15 protein-coding genes and 2 pseudogenes are annotated in these 14,476 nt (G+C 71.0%); 9 read left to right on the forward strand and 8 right to left on the reverse strand.

Features of this window, described 5'->3' with window-relative positions:
- Positions 1 to 568 (reverse strand): annotated as a pseudogene (locus tag Pmi06nite_RS38535) (hypothetical protein); the annotation flags it as partial.
- 121 nt (positions 569 to 689) lie between these two features.
- Here Pmi06nite_RS38535 and Pmi06nite_RS42815 point away from each other — a divergent pair.
- Both Pmi06nite_RS42815 and Pmi06nite_RS38540 read left to right on the forward strand, forming a co-directional pair.
- On the forward strand, positions 690 to 821 hold the full coding sequence (locus tag Pmi06nite_RS42815; RefSeq protein ID WP_275409650.1) for a hypothetical protein: 132 nt from the start codon (positions 690 to 692) through the stop codon (positions 819 to 821).
- Positions 822 to 906: 85 nt separating this feature from the next.
- A complete protein-coding gene (locus Pmi06nite_RS38540) occupies positions 907 to 1,221 on the forward strand; it encodes a hypothetical protein (protein WP_203958189.1) in 315 nt (104 codons plus the stop codon).
- 7 nt (positions 1,222 to 1,228) lie between these two features.
- Here the strand turns inward: Pmi06nite_RS38540 and Pmi06nite_RS38545 are convergent, their stop codons facing one another.
- A complete protein-coding gene (locus Pmi06nite_RS38545; protein ID WP_203958190.1) occupies positions 1,229 to 2,230 on the reverse strand; it encodes an aldo/keto reductase in 1,002 nt (333 codons plus the stop codon).
- Positions 2,231 to 2,331: 101 nt separating this feature from the next.
- Here Pmi06nite_RS38545 and Pmi06nite_RS38550 point away from each other — a divergent pair, with 101 nt between their 5' ends.
- A complete protein-coding gene (locus Pmi06nite_RS38550; protein ID WP_203958191.1) occupies positions 2,332 to 3,198 on the forward strand; it encodes a helix-turn-helix domain-containing protein in 867 nt (288 codons plus the stop codon).
- 914 nt (positions 3,199 to 4,112) lie between these two features.
- Here Pmi06nite_RS38550 and Pmi06nite_RS42370 read toward each other — a convergent pair.
- Positions 4,113 to 4,601, reverse strand: a pseudogene (locus tag Pmi06nite_RS42370) (FAD/NAD(P)-binding protein); the annotation flags it as partial.
- Positions 4,602 to 4,852: 251 nt separating this feature from the next.
- On the opposite strand from Pmi06nite_RS42370, the gene Pmi06nite_RS38555 reads away from it, so the two are divergent.
- On the forward strand, positions 4,853 to 5,104 hold the full coding sequence (locus tag Pmi06nite_RS38555; RefSeq protein ID WP_203958192.1) for an SHOCT domain-containing protein: 252 nt from the start codon (positions 4,853 to 4,855) through the stop codon (positions 5,102 to 5,104).
- 21 nt (positions 5,105 to 5,125) lie between these two features.
- Here Pmi06nite_RS38555 and Pmi06nite_RS38560 read toward each other — a convergent pair whose 3' ends face one another.
- Positions 5,126 to 5,773 (reverse strand): HD domain-containing protein, encoded by a 648-nt coding sequence (locus tag Pmi06nite_RS38560; RefSeq protein ID WP_203958193.1) that lies wholly within the window; start codon positions 5,771 to 5,773, stop codon positions 5,126 to 5,128.
- A 161-nt stretch (positions 5,774 to 5,934) separates the two neighbouring features.
- Here Pmi06nite_RS38560 and Pmi06nite_RS38565 point away from each other — a divergent pair, with 161 nt between their 5' ends.
- A complete protein-coding gene (locus tag Pmi06nite_RS38565; RefSeq protein ID WP_203958194.1) occupies positions 5,935 to 6,927 on the forward strand; it encodes a GlxA family transcriptional regulator in 993 nt (330 codons plus the stop codon).
- Between the two features lie 9 nt (positions 6,928 to 6,936).
- Here Pmi06nite_RS38565 and Pmi06nite_RS38570 read toward each other — a convergent pair whose 3' ends face one another.
- Complete coding sequence (locus Pmi06nite_RS38570) at positions 6,937 to 8,442, reverse strand: glycosyltransferase family 39 protein (RefSeq protein WP_203958195.1); 1,506 nt, start codon at positions 8,440 to 8,442, stop codon at positions 6,937 to 6,939.
- A 429-nt stretch (positions 8,443 to 8,871) separates the two neighbouring features.
- Here Pmi06nite_RS38570 and Pmi06nite_RS38575 point away from each other — a divergent pair, with 429 nt between their 5' ends.
- Positions 8,872 to 9,255, forward strand: a complete 384-nt coding sequence (locus Pmi06nite_RS38575) for a DUF427 domain-containing protein (RefSeq protein WP_203958196.1) — start codon at positions 8,872 to 8,874, stop codon at positions 9,253 to 9,255.
- A gap of 57 nt (positions 9,256 to 9,312) precedes the next feature.
- On the opposite strand, the gene Pmi06nite_RS38580 is transcribed toward Pmi06nite_RS38575, so the two are convergent.
- A complete protein-coding gene (locus Pmi06nite_RS38580) occupies positions 9,313 to 10,194 on the reverse strand; it encodes an RNA polymerase sigma-70 factor (RefSeq protein ID WP_203958197.1) in 882 nt (293 codons plus the stop codon).
- 227 nt (positions 10,195 to 10,421) lie between these two features.
- On the opposite strand from Pmi06nite_RS38580, the gene Pmi06nite_RS38585 reads away from it, so the two are divergent.
- From Pmi06nite_RS38585 to Pmi06nite_RS38595, 3 genes are read left to right on the forward strand one after another with little or no spacing between them, the layout of a single operon-like run.
- Complete coding sequence (locus Pmi06nite_RS38585) at positions 10,422 to 11,435, forward strand: haloalkane dehalogenase (protein ID WP_239114492.1); 1,014 nt, start codon at positions 10,422 to 10,424, stop codon at positions 11,433 to 11,435.
- Positions 11,432 to 12,298 (forward strand): SDR family oxidoreductase, encoded by an 867-nt coding sequence (locus tag Pmi06nite_RS38590; RefSeq protein WP_203958198.1) that lies wholly within the window; start codon positions 11,432 to 11,434, stop codon positions 12,296 to 12,298. Before Pmi06nite_RS38585 ends, Pmi06nite_RS38590 begins: the two co-directional genes overlap by 4 nt.
- 35 nt (positions 12,299 to 12,333) lie before the next feature.
- Positions 12,334 to 12,930, forward strand: coding sequence for a peroxiredoxin-like family protein (locus Pmi06nite_RS38595; RefSeq protein WP_239114493.1), 597 nt, complete (start codon positions 12,334 to 12,336; stop codon positions 12,928 to 12,930).
- A gap of 59 nt (positions 12,931 to 12,989) precedes the next feature.
- Here Pmi06nite_RS38595 and Pmi06nite_RS38600 read toward each other — a convergent pair whose 3' ends face one another.
- Together Pmi06nite_RS38600 and Pmi06nite_RS38605 are read right to left on the reverse strand one after the other, a co-directional pair.
- The gene (locus Pmi06nite_RS38600; RefSeq protein ID WP_203958199.1) at positions 12,990 to 13,994 is read right to left on the reverse strand and encodes an endonuclease/exonuclease/phosphatase family protein; all 1,005 of its coding nucleotides are present in this window, start codon (positions 13,992 to 13,994) and stop codon (positions 12,990 to 12,992) included.
- Between the two features lie 52 nt (positions 13,995 to 14,046).
- Entirely contained in the window at positions 14,047 to 14,436 is a 390-nt protein-coding gene (locus Pmi06nite_RS38605; RefSeq protein WP_203958200.1) for a winged helix-turn-helix transcriptional regulator, read from the reverse strand.
- Positions 14,437 to 14,476: the final 40 nt, after the last annotated feature.

A 14,476-nucleotide genomic window follows, 5' to 3' on the forward strand; every position in this document is an offset into this window, starting at 1 on the left:
TGCGTCCCACCACCCACCACGTCGCCCAGGCCGCGAGCGCCGCCGCCGCCAGGATCGCGGAGCCCGTCAGGAGTTCGAGCATGTTGGAGGCCAGAAGCGGCGGCTGGGCCATGCCGGCGTACATGTAGTGCGGCTGCCCCTGCCAGAGCACCTGCGTCTCCAGTGGAGGGACCCGGACGGCGGTCAGGACGACGCACCCGTCACGCGTGGTGCACTCGGTGCGATGGTCGATCCGATCATGGACCGGGGGCTGGACGGCGCTCAGGCGCGGCCTGCGTGCGGCCGCGGGGCTCGCGGCCACGATCTTGCCCTGGTCGTCGACGAGCTGGATGAGATCGATCCGGGACCTGCCGGTCCTGATGGTCGCCGGGGACGCGGAGCTGGACTGCAGGGACCCGATCCACTCGGTGGCGACCCCCTCGGTCTCCTTGAAGATGGTGTTCTCGACCCGGTTGCGGACGCCCAGGTCGGCGCCACCCCCGATGATCATGAAAGCCAGCAGGGAGATGATTCCGGCGACCAGTGTGAAGCGCGCCTGGATCGAGCGGGCGCACAGATGCGGTAACACCGGCTGCCTCCTGTCGTGATCGCTGAATCCGCCGCTCCTTGAAGAGAACGACCAACGGCACCCAGGTTCATGGCGTACAAGATGCCCAGGGCCGAAAAACAGCCACAAAAACGAGGAATGCGTGACCATCGCATTACCTAAAGCCCTTAAAACTATGAAAATCGTGCAAATGTTGTTCATCGGCCCCGAGGCGTCGCGCCGTCCGATGTGGCTTCTCTCAGGTGAGATGGAGATCGAGCGAATACTCGCGTGATTGCGAAGGCATCTCGGTGTTGAGGCCTGAATCTGCGAGCGTATGGTGAGTAGGTGACGGATCAGCGAGGAGTCACACCGCCGGGGTGCGCACGCCACCGCACCGGGCCGGCGGGCCCGAGACGGGCCGGGCGCGCGTGAACACTCCGCCGGCGCACAACGCGATCTGCCTGGGCGGTCCCTGTCATGGCGTGCTCACCCACATCGACCAGGACATCGGGGTGCTGGCGGTTCCGGTCCCACGGCGCTCGCCCGACGATCCCGAGGCCGTCGCGTCCTACCGGGTGACCCGGGAGCGTGTGCACCACCCGTCCTGCTCCGACCCGTTCATCGCTCTGCACTGGGCGGATCAGCCCGCCCAGGTCTGCCCGTGCGGGTGTGAACGGTCGCTGCCCCGTTAGGCCGTGTTCATTCACGGCCCGCTGACGTGAAGCTCATGTCGGCGTACCGGTCACCGGCCACCTGGGCGGCGAGCGGGTCGAGCCGCGCCAGTTCGTCGGCGGCGAGGGTGATGAGCGCGCCGCCCGCGTTCTCGATCACCCGGCCACGGCTGCGGGTGCCGGGGATCGGAACCACGGGCAGACCGAACACGTCCTGCCGCGTGTGCAGCCACGCCAGGGCGATCTGCGCGGGTGTCGCCTCGTGCGCGGCCGCGATCTCACGCAGCGGGGCGAGCAGATCGTGGTTGGCACGGTCGTTCCCGCCGGCGAAACGCGGCATCGCGTGGCGGACGTCGCCGGCCTCCAGGCCCTGGAGGGAGGGAACGGCGCCGGTGAGGACGCCGCGGCCCAGCGGCGAGTACGGCACCAGCGCGGTCCCGAGCGCGGCGGCGGCGGGGACGACGCCGGTCTCGATGTCCCGGCTGAACAGCGACCATTCGGACTGCACTGCCGCGATCGGGTGAATGGAATGCGCCGCCCGCAGTTCGTCGGCCGTGACCTCGCTGAGGCCCAGATGCAGCACCTTGCCGGCCGTGACGAGTTCCGCCATGACGCCGGCGGTCTCCTCGATCGGCACGCTCACGTCGCGCCGGTGCATGTAGTAGAGGTCGATGTGATCCACGCCCAGCCGCCGCAGGCTGCGCTCGGCGGCGGCGCGGATGTAGGCCGGATCGTTGAAGATCCCCGGCTTCTCGTTGTCCAGGCCGAACTTGGTGGCGATCGTCACGTCATCGCGGTGAGCGGCGAGGAATGGGGCGAGGAACTCCTCGTTGGCGCCGTTGCCGTACGCGTCGGCCGTGTCGAACAAGGTGATCCCGAGGCTGAGGGCCTGTTCCAGCGTGGCCCGGGCCTCGGACGCGTCGGTGCGGCCGTAGTAGGCGGTGTTGATGCCCATGGCGCCGAAACCCTGCCGTCCCACCATCGGGCCGCCGGCGCAGAGCCGAACCTTGTCGAGAGTGAATTCGTTCATGCCCCCAAGCTGCCGCCGGCCGGCGCCGGCAGCCAGGGTCACGTTCAACATAGGCCTGGCAGAACCACTCCGGCCGCGGGAATCGCGCCTAGACTCGACGGATGAATGCCCAGCTCAGCGACTTCCTTCGGTCGCGGCGCGCCCGCCTCAGTCCCCAGGACGTCGGTCTCGCCGGTTACGGCAGGCGCCGCGTCCCCGGCCTGCGCCGCGAAGAGGTCGCCCAACTGGCCGGCGTCAGCACCGACTACTACATCCGCCTGGAACAGGGACGCGGCCGGCAGGTGTCCGACGCGGTGCTCGACGCGGTCAGCCGGGCGCTGCGCCTGGACCCCACGGAGCACGCCTACCTGCACGATCTCGCGCGGCCGCACCGCGCCACCGGACGCGGCAGGCAGCCCATCCGCCGCAGTGTGCGGCATCTGCTGGAGAGCATGCGCGACACACCCGCGATCGTCGTCGACTACCGGATGGTCATCGTGACCGCGAACACGCTCGGCGTCGCCGTGTTCGGCCTCACCGACGACCTTCGTTCCCGCGACCGGGCCCGTCAGTTCTTCCTCGACCCGGAGTCCCGCACGTTCTTCCCGGACTGGGCGGCCGACGCCGAATCCGTCGCCGCCGAGTTGCGCCTGCAGGCGGCCAGGCACCCCGGCGACCAGTGGCTCACCGCGCTGATCGGCGAGCTGTGCATCAAGAGCGCGGAGTTCCGCACCCTGTGGGCGGATCACGAGGTCAGGGAGAAGACGCAGGGCCTCAAACGCATCAACCACCCGACCGTCGGCGAACTCGTCTTCACCTATGAACGGCTCGCGCTGGCCGACGACGACGAGCAGACCCTGATCGCCTACACGGCCGAGCCCGGCTCCCCGACCGCGGAGCGTCTGGCCGTGCTGGCCAGCTGGACCGCGGCCCAGGACGCGGGCGCGGAAGCCGAATGGCGGAAGGACAACGACACGGCGGCGTACTGACCGGCGTCCGTGCGCCGCCCGCTCCTGATCGCCGTGATGAGGCGGGGAGCCAGGCCGGCGGCCTGCGTGCGGATCTCCGGGATCGCCGTGGTCTCGTACCGGGTGCCACGCAGCGTCGGACCCAGGGTGAAGATCCTTTCGCTGGGCCGCCCTCCGGCGTCCAGAACCGCGCCGGCGTCGTCGGCGTCCAGGCCCAGCCCCAGCGGATCCGGCCGGCCGAGACCGGCGGCGAAGAGGCCGGACAGGAAGGGATCGCGGGTCACGTCGGAGGAGGGGCCCGTGCCGTTGACCACCCATCCGACGCGGAGGTCGCGGGGCGTCCCGTCCTCGTCGACGTGGGCGATCACCTCGCCGTCGGCGGCCGTGGTCCCGGCGAGGCGGCCGCGGACGACCTCCAGGCGGCCCGTCATCCGCAGCCGGGCGATGAGGGAGGCGGTGGAAGGAGGGATGCGGTGCCGGTGGACCTCCCAGTAACGGGCCACCAGGCCGAGGAAGCGGCGGCGGTCGTCGAGGCCGAGCCGTCCCCACAACGCGGGGACATGCGGGCGAAGGCCGTCGATCACCGCGTGCCAGTCGCCGTCGCCTGACTTGACGGCGGCCCGTACGGCGGCCAGCAGATCGGCGAGCCGCGTCGCGTCGTCGGGTATCGACATCGGGATGGGCGGGCCGGCGGGACATCGATGGGCCCGGGGGAGCAGGCCGTGCCGGGACAGGGCGTACACCTTCGTGCCCGGCCGTGACCGGGTCACGGTGATCGCCACATCGATCATGGTCAGGCCGGTTCCCACCACCAGGACCGGAGCCCCGTCCCCGATCCCGGTGAGCGCGCCCGGCGCCCAGGGATCGCCGACGTAACGGGCCTGGACGTCCCGCACCACCTGGGACAGGGGCGCGGGCCTGGAGTTCCCTGTGGCCAGGACGACGGCGTCGGCGTCGATCCGCCCGCCACCGGACAGGTGGACCACGGGGGCGGCGGAAGGGAACGACCGCGTGATGGCGGAGACCTCCGCGGTCACGCGCGTCACGTGGGCGCCGTGGGACGCCTGGCTCTCGGCGGCGGCCAGGACATCGCGCAGATAGCGTCCGTAGACCATGCGGGGCAGGAAGTCGGAGCCCGCGACGTCCAGTCCGTTCCGCCGCGCCCACCTCAGGAGATGGCCGGGGTCGTCGGCGATCGCGCTCATCTTGTCCGCGCAGGCGTTGAGGAGGTGACCGGGGTCGTCTGTCGCGTAGGCCTGCCCCAGCCCGTGACGCCCGTACCGGTCGACCAGCACCACCCGCATCGGCGTGCGGGAGGACACCGCCTGGCGAAGCAGGTGCACCGCGGCGAGGGTGCCGCTCGCACCGCCTCCCACGATCGCGACCACGGGGAGACGGCCCTGAGTAGTTGAGGAATCCACCACACGTCCACAGTAACCCTCAATTCCTATGGGCTAAATAGGTAATTGCTGTGAGGTGCGGAAAGCTTTGACGGAGCGATCCCCGCGAGCAGAGATCGTCTTGCGGGACACGGCGCCCAAAGGGGGCAACGCCGCACCCAGGTAATGCCACACCCAGGCAAAACGCACCCTGGTGGTGCCGGGCCGCGCGGATGAACATGGGGGTACGGCCACTGGTGTGAAGACACCAGGGCGTCGATCGGGGAGACAGCCAGATGTATCTGTACGGAATCGCGACCGGCGAGGAGGAAGCTCTCTTCCTCCTCCTCACTGTCCTGTTCTGGGTGGCCGTCGTCGGCGGCGTCGGGGCGGCGCTCCGGTTCAAGGCCAGAGGCCGCCGGGCGAGGACTCCCGAGGACGTCCTCTTCCAGAGGTTCGTCGCCGGAGAGATCGACGATGACGAGTACCGCCACGATCGGGAAGTCCTCCGCGGCGTGCCCCATCTCTGCGGCCGCGACGGCTCGTGACCCGCGACGCGGGCCGTGTCGTCACTCGGGCCAGGGCGAGTTCTTGATGATCTCGACGAAGTCGCCGCGGGTGAACCCGGGAACGAAGTGCTGGAGGACGTCCGCCTTCACGTTTCCGAAGGTGGTCTCCGGCCTGGGAGCGATGCCCTCGGTGAACGCCTCGAGGATGCGCCGCTTGAACTGCGGCCGCGGATGCAGCGCGACGATCTCGGCCCGGCTGCCCTCGGGGATGTCCGCATAGCCGATTCCCAGGACGTCGTACTCCACACCGGCGGTGACCAGGGCGACCTCCGGCTCCATGTACTCGGGGATGCCGGGCGTGGTGTGCAGCGCGATCGACGTCCACACCCGCCGGATGCTGTCCTCGGGGACGCCGCGGCTCTGGAGGAAGCGACGGGCCTCGTCGGCGCCGTCCACCTCGAAACGGCGTCCACTCCCGCGGAACTCCTCGCCGAGACCCAGGTCGTGGAACATCGCCCCGATGTAGAGGAGTTCCGGGTCGAAGCTCAGCCTCCGGTTGTGGCCCTGCAGACTGCCGAACCAGTAGACGCGGCGGGAGTGGTGGTAGATCAGGTCGCCGGCGGCGTCGCGTACGAACTCGGTCGCCTCGGCGGCAAGCCTGGTGTCCGGGACGGTCACTCCGGCGACGGCGTGCTCCTGAACCTTCATGGTCGAACTCCTGCTCTGGAGAGGAAGGCCGTGTCCGGCCTCGGTCCATGTCTCCACCCTGCCGGTCGGCCGGAGACCCCGGCCATGTCTTCCGGGACCGAAACCCCACAGATAGGGACACGACCTCAGGAGGGGGCGGAGCCCCGCCGTACCCTGGGGAAATGCACGACCGACTCGCCGATCGCCCCCCGCACCGGGTGATCGTCTTCGCCTTCGACGGGGTGCGGCTGATGGACGTCGCCGCGCCGCTGGAGGTCTTCGCCACCGCTTCCGGAGGCGCCCGCGCGTACACCGTCGAGGTCTGCACCCCCGACGGGCGGGACGTCACCACCTCCACCGGCCTGCGCATATCGGCGGACCTTCCGTCCGCGCGCGTGGATCACGCGGACACGCTCGTGGTTCCCGGTCCGGCCGACCTCGGCACGCTCGAGGAGCGTCCCGTCCTCGTCGAACAGGTGAGGCTGCTGGCCGGCAGGGCTCAGCGGGTGGCGGCGGTCTGCACGGGGGCGTTCGCTCTCGCGGCGGCCGGCCTGCTCCGGGGCCGCCGCGCCACGACGCACTGGGAGCACGCCGCGGACCTCGCCCGGCGTCATCCGGACACCACCGTCACCCCGGACGCCATCTTCGTGCAGGACGGGCCGATCCTCACCTCGGCGGGAGTCACGGCGGGAATCGACGTGTGCCTGGCCCTGGTGGAGCAGGACCAAGGGCCGGAGGTGGCCCGCAGGGTCGCGCGTGACCTGGTCGTCTTCCTTCAGCGGCCCGGGGGTCAGTCGCAGTTCTCCGTCGCCTCCCGCACCTCCGCGACGGGCCACCCGATCCTGCGCCCGCTCCTGGACGCCATCGCGGCCGACCCGGCGGCCGACCACAGCCCGCGCGCCCTGGCGAGGAACGCCGGAGTGAGCCCCCGCCACCTGTCCCGGCTGTTCCGGGAGCAGGCGGACACGACCCCCGCGGCCTACGTGGAGACCATGCGCCTGGAGGCCGCCCGGATCATGCTGGAGCGCGGCGAGAGTGTGACCGCCACGGCCCGGCGCAGCGGGCTGGGCAGCGACGAGACCCTGCGACGGGTCTTCGCGCGCCACCTGAGCACCACTCCGTCGGCGTACGCGGCCCGCTTCCGCACGACCGGTACGGCGCACGCCGGTGTCTGATCGGCCTGATCATCGCCCGGACGGACCGGCCGCTTCGCTGACGAACAGACGGATGACGTACCCGTGGACACGGGTCCGGGCCTCCTGGCGGTAGTCGGCACGCAGCAGTCGGAGCTTGGCCAGATCCTGCGGAGTGCTCAGGCGGGAGTCCTTGATGCGGGAGCGCTGGATCGCCCATACGCGCGGCACGCCGTCCAGCGCGGCCGCGACCTCGCTCGCCGGGATCTCCTGCGAGATCAGGGCACCCGTCTGGGCGGCGGTTCGGGTCAAGGCGACCTCGCGGACCGCGGTGAAGTCCTCCGGGTACGCGTCGGCGACGATGCGCCGGCCCATCGGCAGGAACAGGACGGCGTCACCGGGCCGGGCGCCCTCCCGGATGACGCGCGCCGCGCCTGCCGGGTCGTCGTTGCGGCTGGCGATCCGGCGGACGTCGGCCTGGGACGGGAGGGCCAGGACGGCGGTGGTGCCCAGCAGCGCGCACGCGACGACGACGCCGGGAGCGTTCCACCTGCTCAGCCGTCCGACGGCCGCGAGTCCCGCGCCGGCCAGCCACGCCACCCCGACGACTGAGTAGAGGACGTAGCGGTCCTGGTAGAAGGGCCTGACCTGGGAGACCGCGAGCAACGCCGCCGGTGGGAGGACCGCCATGGGAGCGGCCAGGGCGAGCAGGGATGGCCGCGCAGTCATCGGTGCGGCGTCTTCCGCGGGGCGGCGCGGCAGGAAGGCGAGGACGACCAGACCGGCTGTGATCACGAGCGGGGCCCCGGTCCCGGCGAAGCGGGTGACCAGGTCTCCCGCGGACTCCCAGCCGGGCCTCGTGAGCCAGCCGACCTGTCCCCGCTGCTCGCTGCTCACCCAGGCGAGCGGGGCGGCGGGCACCAGGCCGGCGGCGCAGGCGAGCGCCCACCGGCCCAGCGCCGCCCTGCCTGTCCGGCTCACGAGGAGCGTCACGGCATGGGCGGGGAGAGCGAACACGGCGAAGACGTTGAGCAGGCACCCGACGGCGACGGCCGCGCCGTACAGTGCCCACCAGCGCGGGCGCCGCGGTTCGGACGCCGCCTTCGCCAGGAAGAGGGTGGCCAGGACGACGGCCGCGGTGACCATCGCGTAAGACCGTCCCTCCTGGGCGTAGTAGCTGACCACCGGGGTCGTGGCGTAGACCAGGCCGGCGAGCAGGCCCGTCCAGGACGAGGCCGTGTGCGCCGCGACGGCGGCCACGCCGGCCGCGGCGACGCCCGTGGCCAGCACGGACGGGACCCGCAGCACGATCTCTCCGAGTTCGGGGCCGCTCACCAGGGCGAGGAGTGGATGGAGCAGCAGGTAATAGAGCCCATGGACCGCGTCGATATGGCCCAGCGTGTCCCAGAGGGCAGGCAGCGACCGGCGCGCCACGGTGAACGACGTCGCCTCGTCATGCCACATCGACCCGCGGTCGACTCCCCAGATGCCCGCACCCAGCGCGACGACCGCCGGGATGACGACGGCCGGCCGTCCCCGCAACGCGTCGATGCTCACGAACCCCCCGATCCGAGCGCGGCCCCCGGCAGGCGAGGACCCCCCTCCGCCTGGACACGCCTCGTACGGCTCAGGCGGGTCCCCTCACCTGCCGCGGGACCGTGTCCGCCTCCCATCGTGCGCCGCGCCGGCCCCGCGCATGGCCTGTTCTCTTGGACGTCGTGAAGTCCGTGCGGGTCAGGAGACCGGGATGACGCACTTCGCCCCCGAACGTCCCGGCGATTGACCGGATAGACAGACTGTCTGGTGTGATCAGGCCGCCCGGCCCGGTACGCCGAGGCGGAGGGCATCCGCTTCGCCTGCCACCGGTTCGGCACGGAGACCGGCGTCCCGCCGATACTGGTCCAAGACCTCGATGTGGCCGTGCGGGATGAGACCGTCGCCGTGTGATCGATCGAGGCCGAATAGATTCCGACCGAGGAGGACCATATGACCAGCAAAGACGTCAGAGTGCCCGGCCCGGATCATCCGATCACCGTCGAGCCCAGCACCGATGAGATCGTCGTCTCCGTCGGCGGGCGGGTGGTCGCCTCCACGCGCGGCGCGCTGATCCTGCGCGAGGCGTCCTACCCTCCGGTCCACTACATCCCGGTCGAGGACGTCGACTTCGAGTTGCTGGAACGCACCGGCCACACGACCTACTGCCCCTACAAGGGCGAGTGCGGCTACTACAGCATCCCCTCCGGCGGGGAGAAGGCGGTCAACGCCGTGTGGCGCTACGAGGATCCCTATCCCGCGGTGGCCGCGATCAAGGACCATGTCGCCTTCTACCCGGATCGGGTCGACGAGATCACCGTTCGCGCCGCCGCCTGACCTCTCACCTGTGCCCAGGCGGGCGCGACGCCGCCTGGGCACGTTCAGGATCGGTGTTCAGCGGATCCGGGTGAGCTTGTCGGGGTTGGTGACCGTGTAGATGTCGCGGACCTGGTCGCCCTCCGGGGTCAGGTCGACGACGAGGACGGCGAAGGGCGCGTCGTCCACGAACACCACCGCGGAATGGTCGCCGTTGACCCGCCGGTAGCGGATGTCCAGCCCCTCGAACGGGTGGGCGGTGCGGGCGACGAGCAGCCGGGCGACCTTGTCACGGCCGTGGACGGGCCGCGGGCCCGCCGCCGTCGCCTTGCCTCCGCCGTCGGTCCACAGGGTCACCTCGGGAGCCAGGATCTCCAGCAGTGCGTCCAGGTCGCCGCCGAACGCGGCGGCGACGAACCGCTCGGTCACGCGCTGCTGCGTGCGGGAGTCGACCTCGTAGCGGGGACGCCGGGCCTGGACGTGCTCGCGAGCGCGGTGCGCGAGCTGGCGGACCGCGGACGGGCTGCGGCCGAGCATGCCGGCGATCTCGGTATGGGCGTAGCCGAACACCTCGTGCAGGACGAACACCGCCCGCTCCAGCGGGGTCAGGGTCTCCAGGACCACCAGGAGCGCCATCGACACCGACTCCGACCGCAGCGCGTCGTCGGCGGCGTCGCCCGAGGCGACGAGCGGCTCCGGCAGCCACTGCCCGACATAGGTCTCGCGGCGCCGGGTGAGGACGGTCTGGCGGGCCAGAGCCTGGTTCACCGCGATCCGAACCAGATAGGCGCGCGGGTTGCCGATCCGGTCAGGGTCTCTGGACGCCCACGACAACCAGGTCTCCTGCAGCACGTCCTCGGTGTCGGCGACGCTGCCGAGCATGTTGTAGACGATGGAGAACAGCAGCTCACGATGGTCGGCGAACACGCGTGTCGCGCCGTCCTGCGAGGTGTCGGGCATCGCGGTCTCCTCAGTGGTGCGGATGCCTCCTAAGAGAGGCACGGGCGGTCCCGGTGTGACATCCGCCCGCGAATTGTGACCCGGATCTCATCCAGAACGCTGAGCCGTGCACGTCTCGACGACTTTTCGGACGCCGATGTCACACTCCGGCTGTCCAAGGCTCTCTCAGGATGCGACCCGCTCGCCGCGGACGATGCGGCGGGCCGATCAGGAGAGCGAGACAAATCATGACGGTGAACACATCGGACGGCAGTGCCGGCGCGTCCGCGGCGACATCGCGGCGCATGGACGTGCTGCGGACCCCGGACGCGCGGTTCGAGGACCTGCCCGGCTATCCGTTCGAGCCGCATTACGTCGAGATCGACGCCGGCGACGCCGCAGGCACCCGGCTGCGCGTGCACTATCTGGACGAGCGCCCGGGCGATCCGGCGGAAGACTCCGGCGAGACGATCCTGTTGTTGCACGGAGAACCGACGTGGAGCTACCTCTACCGGAACGTCATACCGCCGCTCGTGGCGGCGGGACACCGCTGCGTCGCCCCCGACCTCATCGGGTTCGGCCGTTCCGACAAACCCGCGTCCCCCTTCGCGTACACCTACCAGAGCCACGTCGACTGGCTGCGGGAGACCCTTTTCGACCGGCTCGACCTGCGGGACATCACGATGGTGTGCCACGACTGGGGCGGCCTGCTGGGGCTGCGCCTGCTGGCCGAGCACCCGGACCGGTTCCGCCGCGTGGTGGCGACCAACACCGTCCTCCACACGGGTGACCAGGGGGACATGGGCCCGTTCTACGTCCAGTGGCTGCAGTTCAGCCAGCGTGCCCACCCGTTCGAGCCGGGAGCGGTCGTCGAAAGGGGGACCGTCACCGATATCGACCCCGCGGTGCGCGCCGCGTATGACGCGCCCTTCCCCAGCGAGGACCACCTGCAGGGCGTCCGCCGCTTCCCCCTGCTCATCCCCATCTCGCCCGACGACGAGGCCGCCCCGGCGAACCGCAAGGCGTGGGAGGTGCTGGAAACCCTGCGGACACCGTTCCTGTGCGCGTTCAGCGACCGCGACCACGTCCTCGGCCAGGCCCACAAGCCGATGCGCGAGCGCATTCCCGGCGCGCAGGGGCGTCCGCACACCACCGTGACCGGCGCCGGCCACTTCGTCCAGGAGGACCAGGGGCCTCGGCTCGCCGCCGTCATCGACGACTTCATCCGCACGACCCGTCCCAGCGAAGGAGCATCGGCATGACCGTTCTCGTCACCGGAGCCACCGGCACCGTCGGCCGCCAGGTGGTCCGCCACCTGCTCGCATCCGGGCAGAAGGTACGGGCGCTGACCCGTCACCCCGCCACCGCCCGTCTTCCCGAAGGCGTGGAGGTGGTCGCCGGCGACCTCGCCGACGCCGCCACGCTGGAGCCCGCCTTCGACGGCGTCGCCGCCGCCCACCTGATCAATTTCGGCAGGGGATACCGGCCCCTGGGGAACGGGCAGGAGATCGTGGACCTCGCCCTGCGGGCCGGAGTCCGCGGCGTCACCGTCCTCGGTGGCTGGGAGACGGGCAGCCTGGAGCCCGCCGTACAGGCCAGTGCACTGAACTGGACCCTCCTGCGGCCGGTGGAGTTCATGGCCAACACGCTGACCGACTGGGGCGAGCCGCTGCGGAGCACCGGCGTCGTCCGCGAGCCGTACGGCGACAGGAAGAGCCCCCCGGTCCACGAGTCCGACATCGGCGCGGTGGCCGCTGCGGCGCTAACCCAGGACGGCCACTCGGGGCAGGCGTACCACCTCACCGGGCCGGAGGTGGTGACTCCTCGCGACAAGGTCCGCATGCTCGCCGAGGCGACCGGCCGCGACCTGAGATTCGAGGAGCTCACGCCCGACCAGACGCGGCAGGAGTGGGTCGCGGAGGGCGGGCGGCCCGAGCGGCTCCTCTTCCAGGCGTTCCCTCCCGGGCTGGGCGACGCGGAGCTCGTGGAGACGCTCCTCCGGCTGTACGGCACGCCCAACGAACTCGGCACCACCGTCACCGGCGTCGTGGAGAAGGTCACCGGCCGCCCGGCGCTCACGTTCGCCGAGTGGGCGGCCGAGCACGCGGACGCGTTCCGGCCCTGACCCGTAGAACATCCCCGAGTAGATCGGAAGGTCTCATGAACACCTCATCGAAGCCAGGCTCCGCCCAGCCGAGCCGCTTCGCTCCGGGTGACATGGTCGCCCCGCGCGAGCTGACGTCGATCCGGTCGGAGCGGGTACTCCTGCCCGACCCCGGGTCCCTCGTCCACCTGCAGTTCCGGCGCTACGCAGGGTGCCCCATCTGCAACGTCCACCTCCGGACCGTGGCCCGGCGACACGACGAGATCGCCGCCGCGGGCATCCGCGAGATCGCGGTGTTCCACTCTCCCACGGAGGACATGCTGCCTCACCAGGGCGAGCTCCCCTTCGCCGCGGTCGCGGACCCGGACAAGAAGCTGTACGCCGAGTTCGGTGTGGAAGCGTCCCCGCGGGCCGTCCTGCACCCGCGGGCCTGGACCGCCCCGCTGAAGCCGCGAACCTACTCCGTCGTGATCCGCGGCATACGCGCCGGCGGGACGCCGTTCTCGACCGGGGGGCAGACCGTCCTCGGCCTGCCGGCGGACTTCCTCATCGGCCCCGACGGACGGGTTCGGGCCGTCAAGTACGGCAGGCACGCCGGTGACCAGTGGTCGGTCGACGAGCTCCTGCGTCTGGCAGGACAGTGCTCAAACTGACCAAGTGGGCGGCGCAAGGCGGGGCGTGGCCCTGATATCCGGCATCTTCCGGGAGGAGCTCACCCGGCGGTGAGGCCCAACTCCGCGAAGACGGCCCGATGGTCGGTGGCGGGGACGGTGTGAACGCTGAAATCCCTGACGGCCACGCCGGAGCTCACCATGACGTGATCGAGCGTCACGGTGGGGATGCCGAAGCCGTTGAAGTGCCACGGCTGGTACGGCCAGGTGGTCGTGAGGCCGTTCCCTGTGACCTCGGCGGCGTCGGAGTACCCCTCGTCCAGCAGATGGCGGACCCGCGCGTGGTCGAGGGTGGCGTTGAAGTCGCCGGCCAGGACGCGTCTCGATCCGGCGGGTGAGGGGAGCGCCGCCAGGCCGTCCGCCCAGCACTGGTACCTGTCCTGGTAGCGCGGCGCGCAGGGGTGCACGGACACGATCTCGACCGGTTTCCCGTCAGGCGCGGTCCCGATGGCCCGCGCCTGCCCGAAGCCGCCGATGTCGATGGCCTGGCCCGGTGTGACGGGGAACCGGGTGTAGATCCCGGAACCGCCGGTGCCGGGCCGCGAGCGATCCACCTTGTACGGCAGAAGCGTGCCGATCCCGGCCTCGTCCAGCCCGGCGGCGGCGGCCGGGGTCAGCTCCTGCAGGGTCAGCACATCGGGACGGAGACTCCGTACGAGATCGACCAGGGCGGACGGGGGCACCGCGCCGATCATCAGGTTGGAGGAGAGGATTCGCAGCGACGGCCCGCCTCCGTCCACGTCCGACGCCGTCGCCCGGGGCAGCACGCAGGCCGCGAGCACAGCGGTGACGACGAGGCTCGCGGCCAGGGCCGTCCACCGGCGCGAGACCAGCGCGACGATCGGTGCGACGGCCGACGCCAGTGCGACGTAAGGCGTGAAGCCGACGAGTTGCACCCAGCGGAAGTGCACGTCCGCGGGGATCGATCGGAGCACGGCCCAGATGGCGAACGGCGCCACCGTCAGCCAGGCGAGCACGCTCACCCGACGCCTCGGGCGGAGCTCAGAGCCGACCGGCGAGCCGTCCTGCTGTGCGACCACTGTCACCCGGGACTCCCCATCGGCTCGATCATGCTCGGCTGGGCAATCCTAGGGTGGTTCAGGTCGCGGCGGTCTCGCGATCGTGGCGCTCGCGGGCGGCCCGGATGTCGTCGCGGTGCGCGTTGGCCCACTCGTCCAGCGCGGTGAGCGGGCCCAGCAACGTCCGGCCGAGTTCGGTCAGCTCGTAGTCGACGCGTGGCGGCACGCTCGCGTGCACCGTCCGGCTGACCAGCCCGTCGCGGGCGAGCGCACGCAGAGTGTGCGTGAGCATGCGCTGGCTGATGCCCTCGATGGCGCGGCTCAGCTCGCTGAAGCGGTGCGTGCGCTGCCCGAGGAGCACCACGATCAGCACGCTCCACTTGTCGCCGACCCGGTCGAGGACGTCGCGGATGGGGCAGTCGTCCGTCAGCTGGATGGTGACAGGCACATCCGTGTGCGTGGGTGACATGGAAGTGCCTCCTTACGATCGCCGTTATTGTGACTCATGA

It is taken from the genome of Planotetraspora mira, assembly GCF_016863275.1.
GTDB lineage: Bacteria > Actinomycetota > Actinomycetes > Streptosporangiales > Streptosporangiaceae > Planotetraspora > Planotetraspora mira.

Coding starts and splice junctions, on each gene's coding strand:
- Pmi06nite_RS38545 (WP_203958190.1), bottom strand. CDS start 2,230: ATGAACGAATTCACTCTCGACAAGGTTCGGCTCTGCGCCGGCGGCCCG.
- Pmi06nite_RS38550 (WP_203958191.1), top strand. CDS start 2,332: ATGAATGCCCAGCTCAGCGACTTCCTTCGGTCGCGGCGCGCCCGCCTC.
- Pmi06nite_RS38555 (WP_203958192.1), top strand. CDS start 4,853: ATGTATCTGTACGGAATCGCGACCGGCGAGGAGGAAGCTCTCTTCCTC.
- Pmi06nite_RS38560 (WP_203958193.1), bottom strand. CDS start 5,773: ATGAAGGTTCAGGAGCACGCCGTCGCCGGAGTGACCGTCCCGGACACC.
- Pmi06nite_RS38565 (WP_203958194.1), top strand. CDS start 5,935: ATGCACGACCGACTCGCCGATCGCCCCCCGCACCGGGTGATCGTCTTC.
- Pmi06nite_RS38575 (WP_203958196.1), top strand. CDS start 8,872: ATGACCAGCAAAGACGTCAGAGTGCCCGGCCCGGATCATCCGATCACC.
- Pmi06nite_RS38580 (WP_203958197.1), bottom strand. CDS start 10,194: ATGCCCGACACCTCGCAGGACGGCGCGACACGCGTGTTCGCCGACCAT.
- Pmi06nite_RS38585 (WP_239114492.1), top strand. CDS start 10,422: ATGACGGTGAACACATCGGACGGCAGTGCCGGCGCGTCCGCGGCGACA.
- Pmi06nite_RS38590 (WP_203958198.1), top strand. CDS start 11,432: ATGACCGTTCTCGTCACCGGAGCCACCGGCACCGTCGGCCGCCAGGTG.
- Pmi06nite_RS38595 (WP_239114493.1), top strand. CDS start 12,334: ATGAACACCTCATCGAAGCCAGGCTCCGCCCAGCCGAGCCGCTTCGCT.
- Pmi06nite_RS38605 (WP_203958200.1), bottom strand. CDS start 14,436: ATGTCACCCACGCACACGGATGTGCCTGTCACCATCCAGCTGACGGAC.